Origin of the sequence: Gordonia humi, from assembly GCF_014197435.1 — a bacterium.
Classification (GTDB): Bacteria; Actinomycetota; Actinomycetes; order Mycobacteriales; family Mycobacteriaceae; genus Gordonia; species Gordonia humi.
In genome coordinates this window covers 1,100,160-1,118,724 of the sequence record NZ_JACIFP010000001.1, presented here as the reverse complement: position 1 = coordinate 1,118,724, position 18,565 = coordinate 1,100,160, and the positions used below count along the sequence as shown (strand labels likewise).

Annotated in this window: 20 protein-coding genes and 1 pseudogene; 6 read left to right on the top strand and 15 right to left on the bottom strand. The window is 68.9% G+C overall.

Features of this window, described 5'->3' with window-relative positions:
• Nucleotides 1-6: 6 nt before the first annotated feature.
• Both BKA16_RS05050 and BKA16_RS05045 read right to left on the bottom strand, forming a co-directional pair.
• Nucleotides 7-843 (bottom strand): SDR family oxidoreductase, encoded by an 837-nt coding sequence (locus tag BKA16_RS05050; protein ID WP_183369635.1) that lies wholly within the window; start codon nt 841-843, stop codon nt 7-9.
• Nucleotides 840-2,102 (bottom strand): acyl-CoA dehydrogenase family protein, encoded by a 1,263-nt coding sequence (locus BKA16_RS05045; protein WP_183369634.1) that lies wholly within the window; start codon nt 2,100-2,102, stop codon nt 840-842. The genes BKA16_RS05050 and BKA16_RS05045 overlap by 4 nt, the downstream gene beginning before the upstream one ends.
• 42 nt (nt 2,103-2,144) lie before the next feature.
• Between BKA16_RS05045 and BKA16_RS05040 the strand changes: the two genes are divergently transcribed.
• Nucleotides 2,145-3,683: a FadD3 family acyl-CoA ligase gene (locus tag BKA16_RS05040; protein ID WP_183369633.1), complete on the top strand. Its 1,539-nt coding sequence runs from the start codon at nt 2,145-2,147 to the stop codon at nt 3,681-3,683.
• Here the strand turns inward: BKA16_RS05040 and BKA16_RS05035 are convergent.
• Complete coding sequence (locus BKA16_RS05035; protein WP_183369632.1) at nt 3,667-5,244, bottom strand: AMP-binding protein; 1,578 nt, start codon at nt 5,242-5,244, stop codon at nt 3,667-3,669. The two genes, BKA16_RS05040 and BKA16_RS05035, sit on opposite strands and share 17 nt — an antisense overlap.
• Nucleotides 5,245-5,291: 47 nt before the next feature.
• Between BKA16_RS05035 and BKA16_RS05030 the strand changes: the two genes are divergently transcribed.
• From BKA16_RS05030 to BKA16_RS05020, 3 genes are all read left to right on the top strand, one after another.
• Nucleotides 5,292-6,152, top strand: coding sequence for a helix-turn-helix transcriptional regulator (locus BKA16_RS05030; RefSeq protein ID WP_183369631.1), 861 nt, complete (start codon nt 5,292-5,294; stop codon nt 6,150-6,152).
• A 112-nt stretch (nt 6,153-6,264) separates the two neighbouring features.
• Nucleotides 6,265-6,654: a hypothetical protein gene (locus BKA16_RS05025; RefSeq protein ID WP_183372909.1), complete on the top strand. Its 390-nt coding sequence runs from the start codon at nt 6,265-6,267 to the stop codon at nt 6,652-6,654.
• Nucleotides 6,655-6,765: 111 nt separating this feature from the next.
• Entirely contained in the window at nt 6,766-7,161 is a 396-nt protein-coding gene (locus BKA16_RS05020; RefSeq protein WP_183369630.1) for a hypothetical protein, read from the top strand.
• A 34-nt stretch (nt 7,162-7,195) separates the two neighbouring features.
• Here the strand turns inward: BKA16_RS05020 and lysS are convergent, their stop codons facing one another.
• Both lysS and BKA16_RS05010 read right to left on the bottom strand, forming a co-directional pair.
• On the bottom strand, nt 7,196-8,719 hold the full coding sequence (gene lysS, locus BKA16_RS05015; RefSeq protein ID WP_183369629.1) for a lysine--tRNA ligase: 1,524 nt from the start codon (nt 8,717-8,719) through the stop codon (nt 7,196-7,198).
• Between the two features lie 43 nt (nt 8,720-8,762).
• Nucleotides 8,763-9,176: a rhodanese-like domain-containing protein gene (locus BKA16_RS05010; protein WP_183369628.1), complete on the bottom strand. Its 414-nt coding sequence runs from the start codon at nt 9,174-9,176 to the stop codon at nt 8,763-8,765.
• A gap of 282 nt (nt 9,177-9,458) precedes the next feature.
• Between BKA16_RS05010 and BKA16_RS05005 the strand changes: the two genes are divergently transcribed.
• The gene (locus BKA16_RS05005) at nt 9,459-11,123 is read left to right on the top strand and encodes a TIGR03767 family metallophosphoesterase (protein ID WP_183369627.1); all 1,665 of its coding nucleotides are present in this window, start codon (nt 9,459-9,461) and stop codon (nt 11,121-11,123) included.
• 157 nt (nt 11,124-11,280) lie between these two features.
• Here BKA16_RS05005 and BKA16_RS05000 read toward each other — a convergent pair whose 3' ends face one another.
• Nucleotides 11,281-11,721, bottom strand: coding sequence for a MaoC/PaaZ C-terminal domain-containing protein (locus BKA16_RS05000; RefSeq protein WP_183369626.1), 441 nt, complete (start codon nt 11,719-11,721; stop codon nt 11,281-11,283).
• Between the two features lie 12 nt (nt 11,722-11,733).
• Here BKA16_RS05000 and BKA16_RS23770 point away from each other — a divergent pair.
• Nucleotides 11,734-11,898, top strand: a pseudogene (locus BKA16_RS23770) (hypothetical protein); the annotation flags it as partial.
• Between the two features lie 78 nt (nt 11,899-11,976).
• Here BKA16_RS23770 and BKA16_RS04990 read toward each other — a convergent pair.
• From BKA16_RS04990 to folP, 9 genes are all read right to left on the bottom strand, one after another.
• Entirely contained in the window at nt 11,977-12,768 is a 792-nt protein-coding gene (locus tag BKA16_RS04990) for a type III pantothenate kinase (RefSeq protein ID WP_183369625.1), read from the bottom strand.
• Nucleotides 12,769-12,781: 13 nt separating this feature from the next.
• On the bottom strand, nt 12,782-13,207 hold the full coding sequence (gene panD / locus BKA16_RS04985; protein ID WP_183369624.1) for an aspartate 1-decarboxylase: 426 nt from the start codon (nt 13,205-13,207) through the stop codon (nt 12,782-12,784).
• A 4-nt stretch (nt 13,208-13,211) separates the two neighbouring features.
• The gene (gene panC / locus BKA16_RS04980; protein ID WP_183369623.1) at nt 13,212-14,108 is read right to left on the bottom strand and encodes a pantoate--beta-alanine ligase; all 897 of its coding nucleotides are present in this window, start codon (nt 14,106-14,108) and stop codon (nt 13,212-13,214) included.
• Complete coding sequence (locus BKA16_RS04975; protein WP_382426472.1) at nt 14,105-15,016, bottom strand: Rossmann-like and DUF2520 domain-containing protein; 912 nt, start codon at nt 15,014-15,016, stop codon at nt 14,105-14,107. The genes panC and BKA16_RS04975 overlap by 4 nt, the downstream gene beginning before the upstream one ends.
• A gap of 188 nt (nt 15,017-15,204) precedes the next feature.
• Nucleotides 15,205-16,239: a DUF6779 domain-containing protein gene (locus tag BKA16_RS04970; RefSeq protein ID WP_183369622.1), complete on the bottom strand. Its 1,035-nt coding sequence runs from the start codon at nt 16,237-16,239 to the stop codon at nt 15,205-15,207.
• Between the two features lie 71 nt (nt 16,240-16,310).
• Entirely contained in the window at nt 16,311-16,841 is a 531-nt protein-coding gene (locus tag BKA16_RS04965) for a DUF3180 domain-containing protein (protein WP_183369621.1), read from the bottom strand.
• Entirely contained in the window at nt 16,838-17,347 is a 510-nt protein-coding gene (gene folK / locus BKA16_RS04960) for a 2-amino-4-hydroxy-6-hydroxymethyldihydropteridine diphosphokinase (protein WP_183369620.1), read from the bottom strand. The genes BKA16_RS04965 and folK overlap by 4 nt, the downstream gene beginning before the upstream one ends.
• Nucleotides 17,344-17,724 (bottom strand): dihydroneopterin aldolase, encoded by a 381-nt coding sequence (folB, locus tag BKA16_RS04955; protein WP_183369619.1) that lies wholly within the window; start codon nt 17,722-17,724, stop codon nt 17,344-17,346. The genes folK and folB overlap by 4 nt, the downstream gene beginning before the upstream one ends.
• Nucleotides 17,717-18,559, bottom strand: a complete 843-nt coding sequence (folP, locus tag BKA16_RS04950) for a dihydropteroate synthase (protein WP_183372907.1) — start codon at nt 18,557-18,559, stop codon at nt 17,717-17,719. The genes folB and folP overlap by 8 nt, the downstream gene beginning before the upstream one ends.
• Between the last annotated feature and the right edge of the window lie 6 nt (nt 18,560-18,565).

The window sequence follows — 18,565 nt, the reverse complement described above, 5'->3', positions numbered from 1 at the left end:
GTCTCCTTAGGCTCGCCGGCTGGAGATCGACACGATCTCGCCGGTCAGGTAGGTGGTGTAGTCGCTGGCGAGCATCGCGATGGTCGCGGCGATCTCCCAGACCTCGGCGGCTCGACCGTAGGCTTCCCGGGAGGCGAGTTCGTCGAGGAGTTCGTCGGTGGTGACTTTCGCCAGGAACGGATGCTTGGCGATCGACGGTGCGACGGCGTTGATGCGTACGCCGTAGTCGGCGGCCTCGACCGCGGAGCATCGGGTCAGCGCCATGACGCCCGCCTTGGCCGCGGCGTAGTGCGCCTGCCCACGCTGTGCGCGCCAACCGAGGACGGAGGCGTTGTTGACGATGACGCCGCCCTGCTCGACATCGCGAAAGTAGCGCAGAGCGGCGCGCGTCGAGCGGAATGTGCTGGTCAGCGTGATGTCGACGACGCGGTCCCATTGTTCGTCGGTCATATCGGCGACGGGGACCTCCCCGCCGAGTCCGGCGTTGTTGACCAGGACGTCGATCCGGCCGAGCTTGTCCGCGGCACCGGTGATCAAGGCGTCGACCTGCTCGGTGCTCGACACGTCGCACACGTGGGAGACGACTCGCTCGGCGCCGAACTCGGCGCCGAGCCTCTCGACGGTCTCATCGAGGCGCCGCTCGTGGAAGTCGGAGACGAGGACGTCGCCGCCCTCGAGGAGGGCGCGGCGCGCGGCGGCGAAGCCGATGCCGGTGCCGGCGGCAGCGGTGACCACGACCTTCTTGCCCGCGAGCAGGTCGTGACCGGGCACTTCGTCGGGTGGAGTGGCGAGGGGGGATACGGGGCGGGTCGTGCCGGGCGAGGAGTCGAGGGGAGATGTCACTGCCGTGCCTCTCGGGGAAGGCCGAGCACGCGCTCGGCGATGATGTTGCGTTGGACTTCGTTGGAGCCGCCGTAGATCGTGTCGGCGCGGGTGAACAGGAGCAGTCGCTGCCATTCGTCGAGTTCGACGTGTTCGGGGTCGGCGATGTCGTTGGCGCGACCCTCCGTGGTGGCCGCCGGGCCGATCAGCATCGGCGCACCCGCGACGGCGGCGGCCAGTTCACCGAGATCGCGATGCCAGTTGGCCCACAGGAGTTTCGTCACCGAGGCGGCGCCCGCTTCGGAGACGATGTCGCCCGCGAGTGTGCGGCGCGCGTTCGCCTCCATGACGGAGAGGCCGACCTTGGCGCGCCGCAGCCGCGATGCGATCTCCGGATCGTCGACGGTGCCGTTGGTCGTGGCGAGTGCGATCAGGTCGTCGAGCTCACGCCGGAAGCCGACCTGTTGGCCGAGTGTGGAGACTCCCCGCTCGAATTGGAGGAGACCCATCGCGACCTTCCATCCGTCGCCGGGCGCACCGACGATCAGGTCGGCGTCGGTCCTCGCATCGTCGAAGAAGACCTCGTTGAACTCGCTGGTCCCGGTGATCTGCTGGATGGGTCGGATGGTGACGCCGTCGGCGTCGAGTGGAACGAGGAGGAAGCTGAGGCCCTGATGCCGCGCGGACTGCTTCTCAGTCCGAGCGATGACGAAGCACCATTGCGACAGGTGGGCGAGCGAGGTCCAGATCTTCTGGCCGTTGATCACCCAGTGGTCGCCGTCGAGTGCGGCCGAGGTCGCCACACCGGCGAGATCGCTGCCCGCGCCGGGTTCGGAATAGCCCTGCGCCCAGAGTTCGGTGACGTCGACGATGTGTGGGAGGAACCGTTTCTGCTGCTCGGGGGTCCCGTACTCGATGAGCGTCGGCCCGAGGAGTTCCTCGCCGAGGTGATTCACCCGTGCGGGCGCGCCTGCCCGGGCATACTCGCGATGGAAGATGATGCGCTGCGCGATCGTGGCGCCGCGACCACCGTGTTCGACGGGCCAGCCGAGGCACGTCCATCCGGCCGCGGCCAGGTGCCGATCCCATTCGAGACGCTCGGCGAAGAACTCGTGCTCGCTTCCCGGGCCTCCGCGACCGCGCAGATTCGCGAAGTCGCCGATGAGGTTGGCGGTGAGCCAATCCCGTACGGCCTGTTCGAAGACCGCATCGGCATTCGGTGTGCGGGCCGCCCATTCACCGAGGTCGACGCCCCGATCGGCGAGATTGATCGTCGTCATGCGGTCTAGCTTAACCTAGCAAGCATTTGCTAGGTTTTGATCATGCCTCCGACACCGACGACCACGCCGGCCGCACTGCATCGCGCCGCGATCCTCTGGCCCGATCGCGTCGCGGTGATCGATGAGCAGTGGGGCGAACCGGTCCGACTCACCTGGCGAGAGTTGGCCGATCGCGCCGGACGGTTCGCCGCGGGACTGATCGAGGCGGGTGTGGAGCACGGCGACCGCGTCGCGGTGTGGGCGCCGAACAGTCATCACTGGCCGGTCGCCGTACTCGGCACGCACTGCGCCGGAGCGGTCTTGGTTCCGCTCAACACCCGGTACACGGTGAGTGAGGCCTCGGACATCATCGCGCGGTCGGACGCGAAGGTCGTGGTGGCGTCGGGGTCGTTCGCCGGGATCGATCGGCTGGCCGAGGTGACGGCGTCGCCGATCGCGCAGGGACGAACCGTGGTGGGGATCGGATTGGACGAACCCGTCGACGCACCGGGCGCCGTCGCCTGGGACGCGTTCGTCGACGTGCCGGACGCCGCGGTCGAGGACGCGCGGACGCGCGCGGACGCCGTCGCCGAGGACGACCTGTCGGACATCCTGTTCACCTCGGGGACCACCGGCGCTCCGAAAGGCGTCCTCGCCGAACACCGCCACACCCTGGCCGGCGCGCACGCGTGGGCGTCGAACGGCCAGCTGTCCGACGACGACACCTACTTGATGGTGAACCCGTACTTCCACACGTTCGGCTACAAGGCCGGGATCCTGCCCGCACTGTTGTCCGGGGCCACCATGATTCCGCTGGCCGTCTACTCGCCGTCGGCGGCCATGCGGCTGATCGAGCGGCATCGGGTCACCGTGTTCCCCGGTGCGCCGACGATCTTCCAGACCGTGCTCGACGCCCCGGACCGCGGCGCGCACGACCTGTCGAGCCTGCGCCTGGTGGTGACCGGCGCGACCATCGTGCCCGTCGTGCTGATCGAACGCATCCAGTCGGACCTGGGCGTCGACACCGTGCTGACCGCCTACGGGCAGACCGAGACCAGCGGTTTCATCACCACCTGCCGCGCGGGCGACGACGATGTCACCGTCGCGACCACGTGCGGGCGCGCGTACGAGGGCATGGAGGTCCGTCTGTCCGAACAGGGCGAGGTCCTCGCCCGCGGCGCGATGGTGATGCGCGGCTATCTCGACGATCCGGAGGCCACCGCCGAGACGATCGACGCCGGCGGATGGCTGCACACCGGCGATGTCGGAGTCCTCGACGACCGCGGGAATCTGACGATCACCGACCGCCTCAAGGACATGTACATCTGCGGCGGATTCAACGTCTACCCGGCCGAGGTGGAGCAGGTGCTCGCCCGGATCGACGGCGTCACCGAGGTCGCCGTGATCGGCGTGCCCGACGAGCGGATGGGCGAGGTCGGCAAGGCCTTCGTCACCGTCGCACCCGGTACGACGGTCACCGTCGACGAGGTGCTCGCCCATGCCCGCGAGCACCTCGCGAACTTCAAGGTGCCGCGATCGGTCGAGTTCGTGGAGTCGCTGCCGCGCAACGCGGCGGGGAAGGTGCTCAAGCGGGAGTTGTAGGAGCGGCGCGGCCCTCTCGTCGCAGGATGAACCGCTGCACTTTGCCGCTGGGCGTCTTCGGCAGCGCCTCGACGAAGTGAACGGTCCGCGGGTACGCGTGCTTGGAGTACTCGTCACGCACCAGAGTCTGCAGTTCCTTCTCGAGTTCCGCCGAGCCCGTGAAGTCGGCGTTCAACACCACGAACGCCTCCACGACTTCACCGCGGATGCCCTCGGGATCGGGCCGGCCGACGACAGCGACCTCGGCCACGGACGCATGCGTCACCAGGACGCTCTCCACGTCGAACGGGCCGATGCGGTATCCCGCGGCGAGGATCACGTCGTCGTCGCGCGCGGTGAACGAGAAGTAGCCGTCGTCGTCGACCCTGCCGGTGTCGGCGGTCAGGTACCAGGCGCCGTCGTCGGTGAACCGTTCGGCGGTCTTCTCGGGCGCACCGTCGTAACCGGTGAACCAGAGCGCCGGACTGTCGGCGACGCTGATCGCGATCTGACCGTCGACGATTCCGGCGACGTATCCGGGCATCGCCTGCCCCATCGATCCGGCTCGCAGCGGCATGGCGACGTCGGCGTTCCAGTGGTTGCCGATCACCATGCCCAGCTCGGTCTGTCCGTAGTGGTCGCGGACCTCGCAGCCCAGGTGCTCGCGACCGAAATCGACGATGTCCGGGGTCAGCGGCTCCCCCGCCGACGACGCGCGGCGCAGACTCACACCCGACATGTCCGCGCCGGCACGCAACGCGCGATAGATGGTCGGTGCACCCGCGAAATTGGTCACTCCGAACTGCGTGAGCACCGCGACCGTCGAGTCCGGGGTGAAACCGGAGTTCAGCAGCAGGCTGGTCCGTCCGCCGACCAGGGGAGCGATGATCGCGTAGTAGAGGCCGTACGCCCAGCCCGGATCTGCAGCGTTCCAGAACACGTCGTCGGCGGTGACGTCGAGCGAATAGTGCTGATAGGCCTGGAATGATGCGAGCGCACGCACCGGAACCGGGACGCCTTTCGGCTTGCCCGTGGTCCCGCTCGTATAGAGCTGTACGAACGTCGCGTCGCCACCGACCGCGACGTCGACGGCCAGCGGCCGCGCGTCGGCGGATTCGGCGACAAGGTCGTCGACGTCGAGCACGGTCACGACTTCGATCGGATCGACCTTGTCGCGCTGTGACGCGTCGGTGACGACGATCGACGCCCCCGAGCCCTCCACCCGGAGCGCGATCGCGCCGGTCGCGAACGCCGTGAACAACGGGACGTGCACCGCGCCGAGCCGCCACAGCGCGACCAGGGTGACGACCAGTGCGCGCCGCTTGCCGAGCAGCACCGGAACACGATCGCCGCGCCGGACTCCCTTCGCGGCGAGGACGGTCGCCATACGCCGCGACTCGTCGGCCAGTTCGCCGTAGGTGAGGCCCGTCGACGACAGGTCGGGCTCCACCAGCGTGAAGGCCACCGCGTCGGCGTCGTGGCGGTCGCACAGCAGGTTCGCCACGCCGGCGTCGGATGCCCCGTACACCTCCAACCAGTCGGCCACCTGGCGTTCGGCGTCACTGCGCGCTGCGTCGTTCATATCGGTCCTGTTCCACTCTCGGCATACGTGATGACACAATCATGGATGTGACCGCGAACACCGACAACCCTCCGAAGAGGGGTGCGCCCGCCGACGAGCTCGCGCGCCGCCTGCGCGGACCGTTGGCGAGGCTGCGGCAACGGACCGGCGCGAGTCTGGCGTTCGCCGGCCGCGTGCTGCCCGGCGACGCCCCGCGGATCGAACTGTTCTCCTTCGACGGCGACGTGCGCGGCCCGCTGCGTGGCGCGAACCTCAACCCCGGCCACGGTCTCGGCGGACGCGTCGTCGGTCGGGCCCGCCCCGAAGCGATCGGCGACTACGTCAGTTCGCCGCTGATCACCCACACCTACGACGAGATCATCCGCGCCGAGTCGCTCCGCGCGATCGTCGCCGCGCCGATCATCGTGGGCCGCAAGCAGATCGGCGTTCTATATGCGGCCCGTCGCACCGCTCAGGGACAACTCGACGCCTCCCTCGACGCGGTGGTGGACGAAGCGCGGAGCGTGGAGCAGCAGCTCGCCGTCGCCGATGTCCTGACCACGCTGCGCACCGACGACGAGGAGCGCGATCTGGCGGCCTGGCGGACCCGCGTGGCCGACTCGTACACACAGCTGCGGGCACTCGCCGACTCCGTCGACGACGTGTCGGTCCGCGCGCGGATGCTGGAGATCGCCGCCGACCTGGCCGTCGAAGCCCCCGATGACGATCTGTCGGTCATGCTGACCGCACGCGAACAGGACGTCCTCGGCCTCCTCGGCGCCGGAATGACGAACAGAGCGATCGCCGAGAGTCTCGGCATCGGCCTGTACACGGTGAAGGATCACGTGAAATCGCTGTTGACGAAACTCGATGCGACCAGCCGGTTCGAGGCCGTCGTCAACGCGCGTCGAGTGCGCCTGATCCCCTAGCACCGTCGTCCGTTTGAACGACACGTACCTAACGTGACGACCACCACTCTCCGACGTATCGAGTAGCGGCCGAGGAAGACGGCCGCCCGAGGAACGAGAGGACGTGTTCGACATGCACAAGCACCACGCCACCCGAATCGCCGCCGTCGGCGTCGCCGCCGCCGGACTGGTCGGCGCAACGCTCGCCGGTACCGGCGCCGCGGCCGCCGACGGATTCCCGAACGGGCCGTACTGCAACGGCCCGGCCGAGGTGATGGCCGAGTCCGCGATCTCCCAGGTCGTCATCTGCCCGGTTCAGGGCCCGACCGGATGGGAGTACAGCGGTAAGGCCAAGACCACCGGGAACTGGATCGACATCCGCGGCGCCTACCGCGACAACGCGGGCTTCCACGCCGACAACAACGGATACAGCTACCACGTGCTGCGCGACAATCTCCTGATTCTGGCGCCCGACGGGTCGACGGTGTCGTATGAGCCGTGGACGTACTACTACCAGCGGTGACGTCCATCCGGCGGGACTCGCGGTGTGGTTCGAACGAATGACACCGCGAGTCGGTCGCCTGCACGATGGAATCACACGAAGCACGACACATCGCGAGACGAGGAGAGACATATGACGAACCGAATCCGCACCGCCGGACTGGCCGCCGCCACCGCCCTGATCGCCGCAGGCTCGGTGATGGGCGTCGGCCAGGCGTCCGCCTACGGCGACGACTTCCCCGGCGGCCCCTCCTGCGAACGCAAAGCGTTCGTGAAGGCGGAGTCAGCGAAGTCGAAGGTCCTGATCTGCCAGAACGAGCCGGGGTCGATCGACTACACGTACATGGGTGAGGCCAAGACCACCGGGCAGACGCTCGTGATCCCGACCGCCCGCTACGCGAGCAGCGGATATCACGCCGCCAACAACGGTTACCAGTACCACGTCCGCCCCGACGCTCTCGAGATCGACGCCCCCGACGGCAGCGTCGTCTCGTATGAGCCGTGGACGTCGTACGACACGTACGAGTAGAGGCCTCCCACTGCCGTATCGAGAGAACCAGGTTCTACTGGATCGGCTTCACCAGCGGGAAGAGGACCGTCTCGCGGATGCCGAGACCGGTGATCGCCATCAGCAGGCGATCGATGCCCATGCCGGTGCCCGCGGTGGGCGGCATGGCGTGCTCCATCGCGGCGAGGAACTCCTCATCGAGGACCATGGCCTCGTCGTCGCCCGCCGCGGCCAGACGAGCCTGGTCGACGAAGCGCTCGCGCTGGATGATCGGATCGACGAGTTCGGAGTAGCCGGTGGCCAGCTCGAAGCCGCGGACGTAGAGATCCCACTTCTCGACGACGCCCGGAACAGAGCGGTGCGCGCGGACCAGCGGCGACGTCTCGACAGGGAAGTCGCGGACGAACACCGGCTCGTCGAGCTTGGAACCGACCGTGTGCTCCCACAGCTCTTCGACGAGCTTGCCGTGGCCGTACCCCTTGCCCTTCGGGATCTCCAGGCCCACCTCGTCGCAGATCGCGAGCAGCTCGTCGACAGTCGTCTCGAGCGGCACGATCTCGCGACCGAGCGCCTCCGACAACGACGGGTACATCGAGACGGACGTCCACTCGCCCGACAGATCGTAGGTGGAACCGTCCGGCATCGTCGGCGTGAGGGTGCCGACGGCGCCGAGGGCCACGGCCTGTACCAGTTCGCGGGTCATGACCGCGGCATCGTCGTAGGTGCCGTAGGCCTGGTAGGTCTCGAGCATCGCGAACTCGGGCGAGTGGGTGGAGTCGGCGCCCTCGTTGCGGAAGTTGCGGTTCACCTCGAAGACCCGTTCGATGCCGCCGACGACGGCGCGCTTGAGGAACAGCTCCGGCGCGATGCGCAGGTACAGGTCCATGTCGAAGGCGTTCGAGTGCGTCACGAACGGGCGGGCCGCGGCGCCACCGTGCAATGTCTGCAGCATCGGCGTCTCGATCTCGAGGAAGTCGCGCTCGGTGAGGAACTTGCGCAGTTCGGCCATCGCCTTGACGCGGGTGCGCGCGGTCTCGCGGGCCTCCGGACGGACGATGAGGTCCACGTACCGCTGGCGGACGCGCGACTCCTCGTTCATCTCCTTGTGAGCGACGGGCAACGGGCGCAACGACTTCGAGGCCATCTGCCACGCATCGGCCATGACCGACAGTTCGCCGGTGCGCGAGGAGACGATCTCGCCGTGGACGAACACGATGTCGCCGAGGTCGACGTCGGCCTTCCAGGCGGCGAGCGACTCCTCACCGACCTTGGCCTGGGACAGCATCGCCTGCAACTGGGTTCCGTCGCCCTCCTGCAGGGTGGCGAAGCAGAGCTTGCCCTTGTTCCGGATGAAGATCACGCGGCCCGCGACGCCCGCGACGATTCCGGTCTCCTCCCCCGCCTCGAGTTCCGAGTGGGCCAGGCGGATCTCCGCGAGAGTATGCGTGCGCGCCAGCTCCACGGGGTACGCCTCACGTCCCTCGGAGAGGATGCGCTCCCGCTTCTCTCGGCGGATCCGCAGCTGCTCGGGGGTCTGATCTTCCTCGCTGGCCTGCTCGGCGCTCTGGTGCTCACTCACCCGTACAGGTTAAGTGTCGGCGATGGTCGGGGGCGAATCGAACTCAGCGCGGATCGTAGAACTGGACCCCGTCGTCGCCGACCGAACCGGTCACCCCGTGTGCGCGCAACGCGCGATACCCGCCGACGACGAATCGCGCACCGGTCACCCCGCGCGCCTGCAGGTGCCAGGCCAGCCATTCCGCGTCGTACCCGTCGTCGGAGACGAGAACCCACTGCGCGTCGACGGTGGCTCCGCGGAGCGCCCACGGCGAGTCGGGACTGAGTAGATCGAGCGCCTGGTCGGAGTCGACGGCCACCGCGCCGAACAGCGCACCGGATCGGCGGTGCGATGCCACGTCGCGCAGGTCGACGGCGACGCCGCCTGCGGCCAGCACGGAGCGGAACTCGCCCGGCTGCACGGACAGCGGAACGGAGACGAACGGAGCAGAGACGGGTGCGGCGACGGCAACGGTCATTGGGGAATCCTCGGATGTGATCGATGGTGAGCGGGGAGTGCGAAGTACCGCGGCGTCCACCGAGGCGGACGTCAGCGGCGACAACACTCCTGACAGCTCTTGATCACGACACCGAGGATGCCACAACGGGCGGCGACCGGGAAGAGTTTTGTGCACGGATGCGCGGAATCGCACCGGATAACGATTTGATCAGACGATCAGGAACGCGTGCGGGCCACTTGTTCGGGCGGTTACAGTCTGATTCATTGTGTGTTCACACTCACGACATCCGGAGGTCATCGCATGAGCTTGTCTCGTCGTACATTCCTGCGCGGCAGCGCTGCCGCGGCCGGAGCCGTGGTCGCATCGTCGGTGGCGTCGGGGCTGGTGCGAGCCGAACCCGGCGCGACGGCGTCGGCGAACCCCGTCGGGACGACGCTGGAGAAGGTCGGTGTCGCGGGCCGACCGACCACGAAGGGATACCGCCGGTTGGTCGAGGGCAGGGGTTGGCCGCTGGTGGTCCGCCAGGAGCTGGCGCAGGCGAAGGCCGCGCGCGATTCGGCACGGACCGGACTCGCCTCGTTCGTGCAGATCACCGACATCCACATCTCCGACGTGCAGAGTCCCGCGCGGTTCGAGTATGTGCATCCACTGCTGGGCAGCGCGTACCGCCCGCAGGAGGCGCTCGGCACACAGGGCGCCGTCGCACTGGTCAAGCGCATCAACTCGCTGTCGGGCGGACCGTTCACCGGTCGCGGAATCGACTGCGTGGTGTCGACCGGCGACAACACCGACAACCACGAGATCGTGGAACTCGAGTGGTATCAGCGGCTGCTGTCCGGCGGCACCATCACGCCGAACACCGGGCATCCGACCCGCTTCGAAGGCGTTCAGTCGCTCGGCTCGGCCGAGTACTACCGTCCCGAACTCGATAAGACGGACATGTACAAGGACAAGGACTTTCCGACGATACCCGGACTCCTGCACGCGGCGATGCGCTCGCACACGAGCCCGGGTCTGGACATGCGCTGGTACTCGGTGTTCGGCAACCACGACGACCAGATGGTCGGCACCGTCCCCAACGGGGTGATCGACGGGCTCTACCTCGGGAACGTGAAGTTCGATCTGCCGGGCACCGATCCGACCGCCGCCGCGATCGCGCGGGCGCTGACGTCCGATCCGGCCGCCGTCGTGCAGCTGCTCGCGAAGCTCAGGTCGACCGGTCCCGTGCTGCCGGCCACCGCGGACGCACGACGACGGCCGTTCACTCCGCGCGAGTTCATCCGGCGCCACTTCGATCCGTCGATCACCGGGCCCGGACCGGTGGGTCACGGGTTCTCCGATCCGGACGGACCGAGTTGGTACCGCTTCCAGATCGCGCCGGGCGTGCTCGGTATCGCGATGAACACGACCAACAGCCTCGGCATCGCCGACGGCTCGATCAGCCAGAAGCAGTTGAGCTGGGTCGAGAAGCAGATCTCCGCCCACTCGGATCAACTGGTGATCGTCTTCAGCCACCACACGTCGTCGACGATGACGGCGGTCATGCCGAATCCGGAGACACCCGGCGAGGCGCAGTTCGACGGCGAGCACCTCGTCGAACGGCTGAAGACCCATGCCAACGTGATCGCATGGGTCAACGGCCACACTCACAACAACGAGTTGACACCCCATCGCGGCTCGTCGCCCCGACACAGCTTCTGGGAGATCAACACCGCCAGCCACATCGACTTCCCGCAGCTCGCGCGGATCATCGAAGTGGCCGACAACCGCGACGGCACCATCAGCATCTTCACCCCGCTGATCGAGGCCGAAGGACCGTACACGGCCGATCCGTCGGATCTGTCGCAGAAGGGGCTGGCCGCCCTCTACCGAGAGATGTCGCTGAACGACATCCACGCCGAGGACCGAGCGGGAAGCGGAGCGGACCGCAATTGCGAACTGCTGCTGGCGAACCCGCTGCGCTGAGGCGATTCGCTCGTGCGGGCGTCGTGCGGCCGGCCACCGCCCGGGCACCCGGGCGCCACAGCGCGGTCGATCCGGCCCGCGTGTGGTCGATGAGCTTCGCAGGGTCGTCGTCGATCGCGGCGGTCGGCATCGCGGCCGGGTCCGTTGCGACCGACTCCTACGGCAGACGCACGTACACGCTCATCACGGCGACCAGAACCGCCTCGTCGTACTGGTCGATCAGCTCGACGTCGTAGGCGACGAGGACGCGCCGCTTATCGGTCTCGGGCCGCACCGTCGTGGTGGTCATGGTGCCGGTGACGACGGTGCCGGGGCGGACCGGCCGAAGGAAGCGGACGCCCTCGATCTCCTTGCCGCACAGGACGTGGAGCCGATCGAACACGGCGGGAACGGCCAGCCGCTGAAAGATCGCCAGTGTCTGGATCCCGCTCGCGATGAGACCGCCGAACGGACCGTCGTCGGCCGCGGCCTCGTCGACGTGGAACCACTGCGGATCCCACTGCTTCGCGAAATCGATGATCGACTCCGCCGTCACCGCGTACTCCCCGAGACGGTGGACGTCGCCGGATCTCACAACGTCGCCGTAGAGCTTCTCCATGCACGAAACCGTATCCGCTGCGCGGATTCTCACCGTCGCCGAGGCACCGAACCCGTCGACGGACAGGTCCCGGTCCGCAACGAGTCCATGGGCGTCGATCCGTATCTGCTCGGCCGGATGAACGACGTGACGTCGCATGTTCCGCCGTTCACAGTCGGCCGGCCGCTCGACGGCGGCGGGTTCTGTTCGTACTCGGGCACTCGAAACGACCTCAGCGGTCGTTTCGAGTGCCCGAGTACGACGAGGCCGGTGTGCTTACCGCTTCTTCGAGCGCTCGTACACCCGTCGCAGGCCGTCGAGGGTCAGGTGCGGGTGATGGTCGGTGATCGTCGCGGCCTCGCCGACCATGAGCGGGGCGAGGTAGCCGGTGGCGACGACGGCGACATCGTTCCCGTCGAAGCCGGCGACGTCGCGTCGCACCCGGTTCACCAGGCCGTCGATCTGGCCGGCGAAGCCGTAGAGGATGCCCGACTGCAGGGCTTCGACGGTGTTCTTCCCGACCACGCTGCGCGGCGGACGCAGTTCCACCTTCCGGACGGTGACGGTGTGCTCGGACAGCGCCGCCACACCGAGATTGATGCCGGGTGCGATCGCACCGCCGAGCAGTTCGCCTTTCGCCGACACCGCGTCGACCACCGTCGCCGTGCCGCACGCGACGACGATGCACGGTCGGTCCGGGAAGTTCTCATGCACCGCCAACGCGTTCGCGACGCGGTCGGTACCGACCTCCTTCGGGTTGTCGACCAGTAGCGGAACACCGGTCCGCACACCGGGCTCGAGCAGCACATGCGGCCCGTTGCCGAAGTAGCGGGGCGCCGTCACCCGCATCTCACGCAGCAGCGACGGCACGGTCGACAACGTCGCGACGGCCGTGACCTGTTCGACGTCGGATCCGAGCAGACCGCGAAGGAGCAGCGCGAGCTCGTCCGCCGTGTAGTTCGGCTGCGTGTGGATCCGCCAGTCGCGGATCAGCTCCGCATGATCGCCGAATCCCGCGAACACCCCGAGGTGAATGTTCGTGTTCCCGATGTCGACGGTGAGCAGCATGGGTGCGACGCGCCTAGACCGCGCTGGTCGCCAGGACGCGGGGGTCCTTCAGTCCCGAGCCCTCGGGGACGTCGGCCGGGTCGTCGCCGACAGTGACGGGACGGTTATCGGCGTCGACGAACACCACGTTCGGCGAGTACTCGCGGAGTTCGGCCTCGTCCATCATGCCGTAGGCGATGATGATCACCAGGTCGCCCGGGTGAACGAGATGCGCGGCGGCGCCGTTGATTCCGATGACGCCGCTGCCGCGTTCCCCGGCGATCGCGTAGGTCTCGAGACGGTTGCCGTTGTCGATGTCGACGATCGTGACCTGCTCGCCCTCGAGCAGATCGGCGGCGTCGAGCAGGTCCTGATCGATGGTCACCGAGCCGACGTAGTGCAGGTCGGCCTGGGTGACCGTCGCGCGGTGGATCTTGGAGGTCATCATGGTGCGGAGCATGGGTCTATCCCTCTTCTCTTCCGATGAATCCGGTGCCGATCGCGACGCCGACGTTGTCGATGAGTCGCGCCGACCCGAGTCGTGCGGCCACCAGGAGGCGGCCGTCGCCGATCTCCGGGGGATCCTCGAGTCCTCTGCCGCGGAGTTCGAGGTAGTCGACCTCGATCTGCGGCTGGGTGTCCAGGACGGCGCGGGCGGCGGCCACGATGGCCTCCCGTCCGCCTTCGGCGGCGTGCGTTCCGGCGAGCAGTGCGGCCGACAGCGTCGTCGCGATCTCCCGCTCGTCGTCGGACAGATACCGGTTGCGTGACGACAGAGCCAGTCCGTCCGCTTCGCGCACGGTGGGCACGCCGACGATCTCGACGTCCATGTCGAAGTCGTTCACCATCTGGTTGATCAGGACCAGTTGCTGGTAGTCCTTCTCGCCGAAGTAGGCGGTGTTCGGTGCCGCGATGTTCAGGAGCTTGCCGACGACGGTGAGCATTCCGGCGAAGTGACCCGGGCGTGCGGCGCCGTCGAGGATGTCGCCCGCCGGTCCCGGGTTCACGGTGGTGCGCGGCCCGTTCGGATACATGTGCGAGACCGTCGGCGCGAACACCAGCTCGACGCCGGCGGCCGTCAATTTGGCGAGGTCGTCGTCGAAGGTGCGCGGATAGGCGTCGAGATCCTCGCCCGCCCCGAACTGCAGCGGGTTGACGAAGATCGACACGATCACGACGGTGTTGCCCGACCGCTGCGCGGTGCGGACCAGTTGCAGGTGGCCGTCGTGCAGGGCGCCCATCGTGGGGACCAGCGCCACACGCTTGCCCGCACCGCGCAACGCCTTGCTGACGCGGTGCAGTTCGGCGGGGTCACGGTGCACCGTGAGCTCGCCGGGGGTGAACAGGGGTGCGTCGGTCAAGGCCGGACCTCCAGCAGTGCTCGCATGTCGGGACCGGCGTCGTGCTGGGCCGCAGCACGGCCGGCCAGCACGCGATATCCGCGTGCGATGCCTTCGTGGACCTGCGACAGTTCGTCGAGGTGCCGGGCGACGGCGTCGACGTCGCCGCGTGCCACCGGGCCGGTCAGAGCGGAGCGTCCCTGAGCGAGGACGTTCTCCAGGGATGCGGTGACCAGCGGTGCGAGCAACTGCTCGGCGAGTCCGATGCCTCCGCCGTCGACGGTGGCGGCGGCAGCGGCGTCGCCCGCCGGGCCGCCGATCGCGGCCTGCAGCGCGGTCACCGCGTCGGTGATGAGGGCGTTGAGATTGTTGGCGCCGTGCGCGAGCGCGGCGTGGTAGAGGGCGCGGCTCGTCTCGGCGATCCGGATCGGCGTGGCGCCGAGTTCCATGACCAGGGCCATCGCGATCGCGTCGCCGATTTCGTCGGCGGCCGTCACACCGAAGCACGACGACGCCAGCCGCGCGGTGTCGTCGGTCGAGTCGACGAAGGTCATCGCCGGGTGGGTGGCCGCGACGATCGCGCCGCGACGGGCGATCGGCTCCAGGACTCCGATGCCGTGGGCGCCCGCGGTGTGCACGACGATGCTTCCCGGTACCACGTGCTCGGCGATCCGCGCGGCGACGGCCGCCAGTTCGGTGTCGGGAACGGCGATCACGATCAACTGGGACGAGGCGACGACGTCCGCGAGCCCGCGGACCTGAGCGAACGGAAGCCGCTCGGCGGCACGAGTAATGGAGACCGGCGACGTGGCGACAACGGATTCGACGCGGTGTCCGACGGCGGCGAGCGCTTCACCGAGCGCAGTGCCGACGCGTCCAGCACTGATGATGCCGACGCGCAGACGCGCCGGTGCCATCGGTGATTCCACCGCTGCCTCCATCGTTCGTTCCAGTCCCTCACACGCGCGGTTCGCGCGCTCCGGGTACCAGACGTCCGCAGACCACGATAGGCGCAGCACCCGGCCGGTGCCACAACGCTGTGATCGGGTTCACGCGAGGACTACGCGAGCATGGGAACTCGACCGGCACGGGCGGGTTCCGACCGGCGGTAGCGGTCTCAGTCGCGGCGGCGACGGTGGCCGCCGGTCGACGACCCCTGGTTCTGGGCGCCCTCGCGCAGCCGGGACAGCAGTTCACTGGCCGGACGGCCCGACGCGTGCGCACCGTCGTCGATCGGTTCCTGATCCGCCTGCTGGGGTTCGACCGGTCGGGGTTCGACCGGTCGGGGCTCCACGTGTTCGGGCCTGCCCTGCGGGGGCCGCGGCGGCGCCTGGCGGAACGGACCCGACGGCGGCTCGTAGGCGCCCGCACCGAACGCGGCCCGCTGGTGCGGGCCGGTCGGCGGCCCCGCGGGGAACCGCGGCGCCGGTCGCTGCGGCATCGGCGGGGGCTGCGGGAATCGCTGCTGCGGTGCCGGCTGCGGCCGCACCACCGGCTCCTCGTCCGCAGGATCATCGGTCACCACCGGAATGATCTCGGTCATCTCGATCCGCCCCGAATCGGTGGGCTCGCCCGGTACGTGGCGTCCGTCCCCGGTTTGCGGTGCGGTGGTTGCGAAGTCGCGCTCGGCGGCCGCATGATCGTCGGCGACGCCGACGTACGACGCACCGGCCAGCCCGGAGCCGAGTTCGCGGGGTCGTTCCAGACCGATCGCGATCTGCGACTCCGGAAGCGACTTGCCGAGCAGTTGCTCCAGACTCGAACGGAGTGCGAGGACCTGGGCCTTGAGCTCATTCAGCTCGTGGTTCGACTCGGCGGCCACCTCCTGACGGATCGACGCCTCCACGTCGGACTCGTACTGACGACGCGCCGCGATCTCACGCTCGAGCTGCAGCTCGTACACGAGCCGCTGGTCCCGCGTCCGATTCTCCGCGGTGTCGACCTGGCGACGGTATTTGGTGACCATCACCGCGCCGATCACCGCGGCCCACAGCGCCGCGATGACGGCCAGGGTCGCCGTCCACGGCAGGTCGCCGCCGAACACCATCAGGAGGCTGGCCACCAGGGCCAACACCACCAGCAGAGCGATCGCCCACTGGCCTGCCGAGCTGCTCGTGCCTCGAGTCTTCCCGCTGTCCGCCTCATCGGTCATGCACGCCAACTTACCGGGGCGTCGCGTCTGCGCCGCTCACCGGACCTCGGAGAGTCGCCGACACGACCCGCTCAGGCGGGCGCCGCGTCCGCGCCGTCGCCGTCCGCGTCGGGGTCGTCCGGCGCCCTGCACGAGTGCTCGAGCCACAGTGCGGCGCCGACCAATGCCAGCCCGCCGATCGCTCCGACGACCGCGGCCGGCCGATCGGCCCGTGCGGCGTCGAGGATGTTGTTGTTGAGCAGGAACACCAGGACGCCCGCCCAACCGCCGAACGCGATCGCGCCGAGGATCGCCGACGCCTTGCCCAGCACCATGACCCGGGCCGCGGCGATCGGATGGAGCTGTCCGCGGGCCCGACCGATGTCGCGCCCGGCGACCCGCGCCTTCACGATGAATCCGGTGACGACCTCGATCGCCGCCAAGAGATAGAGGAACGCGCCCGACGGCCACGACAGCGAAGGGAACGACCCGTAGTTGTAGCGGATCAGGATCCACAGCGCCAGGCCCGCGACGACGGCGATCAACACGAGGTCGCGCACCTTCGTCATCCCGAGACGCTCGTCGTCGGGGTCCGGGTCGGCGCCCGGTCGACGCGTGGTCATCGCACGGGCCCCCCGCGTCGTACCCCGGCGACCTCGTCGGCGTCGAGCTCGGCCAGGAGGTCGGCCACCCGCTGCGGGCGACCGTCGACGGTCAGCGTCGCGTCGGGATCGATCTCGAGCCACGGGGCCAGCACGAAAGCGCGCTGATGTGCGCGCGGGTGCGGGAGGATCAGCTCGGGATCGTCGGAGGTCACCGGGACCCCGTCGACGTCCACGGTGATCACGTCGACGTCGAGTGTGCGCGGCCCCCAGCGCACGTCGCGGACGCGATCGGCGGCACGCTCGCAGTCACGGCAGAACTCCAGCCACTCGCGGGGGCCGCGATCGCCCGCGACAATGAGCGTCACGTTCACGAAGTCGTCCTGCTCCACCCCGCCCCACGGGGCGGTGCGGTACACGTTCGAGGCCGCGACGAGCTCGGCCCCGGCCGCGTCGAGCACCGACCGGAGGAAACCGACACTGTCGCCGATATTCGATCCGGCCGACAGGACCGCCCGGGAGTTCATCGCGCCCCGCGCGGCTTCCGCGAGCGCCGGGTGACGACGGCGACGTCGTCGAAGGTCAGCGGGATCGGCGCCGACGGCTTGTGCACGGTCACCTCGCACGCCGAGACCCGCGGGTCGTCGGCCATGATCGTGTCGGCGATGTCACCGCCGACCGCCTCGATCAGGTCGCGCGAGGGGCCGGCCACCACATCGTGGGCCAACTGCGCGAGGACACCGTAGTCGACGGTGTCGGCGAGGTCGTCACTGCTCGCGGCCGTCGACAGGTCGATCCACAGGGTCACGTCGACGATGAACTCCTGACCGTCGCGCTTCTCGTGCTCGAACACACCGTGATTGCCGCGCACACGCAGTCCGCGCAGCTCGATCCGATCAGCCATGGGTTCCTCTCTGCCCGCCCGACCGCCAGGCCGCGGCCACCTCGATCGCATCACGGCTGGCCGCGACGTCGTGCACTCGTACGCCCCACGCACCGCCCGCCGCCGACAGCGCCGACACCGCGGCGGTCGCCACCTCGCGTCCGGCAGGTGGACGATCGACGCCGTCCGCCGCCAGCAGCGCGCCCAAGAAACGTTTCCGCGAGGCGCCGATCAGCACGGGGAACCCGAGACCCACCAGAGTCGGCAGGGCGTGCAGCAGAGCCCAGTTCTGCTCACTGCTCTTGGCGAAACCGAGACCGGGATCGAGCACGATGAGATCGGGATCGACGCCCGCGGCGACGGCCGCGTCCACCTGACCGAGCAGTTCGCCCGACACCTCGGCGACGACGTCCCGGTAGCCGCCCGCGTCCTGCACTCGATGGGTGAAATGCCGATCCTCGGTGCTCGCGTCGCCCGCCGGTCGCCAGTGCATGAGGATCCACGGCGCCCGCGACTGTGCGACGACCCGCCCCATGTCCGCGTCCGCGCGGCCACCGGACACGTCGTTGACGATGCTCGCCCCCGCGTCGAGCGCGGCCGCCGCCACCGACGCCCGCATCGTATCGACCGACACCTGCACGCCGTGTGCGGCCAACGCCGAGATCACCGGCGTCACGCGCTGCGCCTCGGTACCCGGATCGACGCGGACGGCACCCGGCCGGGTCGATTCGCCGCCGACGTCGACGATGTCGGCCCCCGCCTCCGCGAGCGCCAGACCGTGTCGGATCGCGTCGTCGACGTTCAGATAGCGTCCGCCGTCGGAGAACGAGTCGGCCGTCACGTTGAGCACCCCCATCACGAG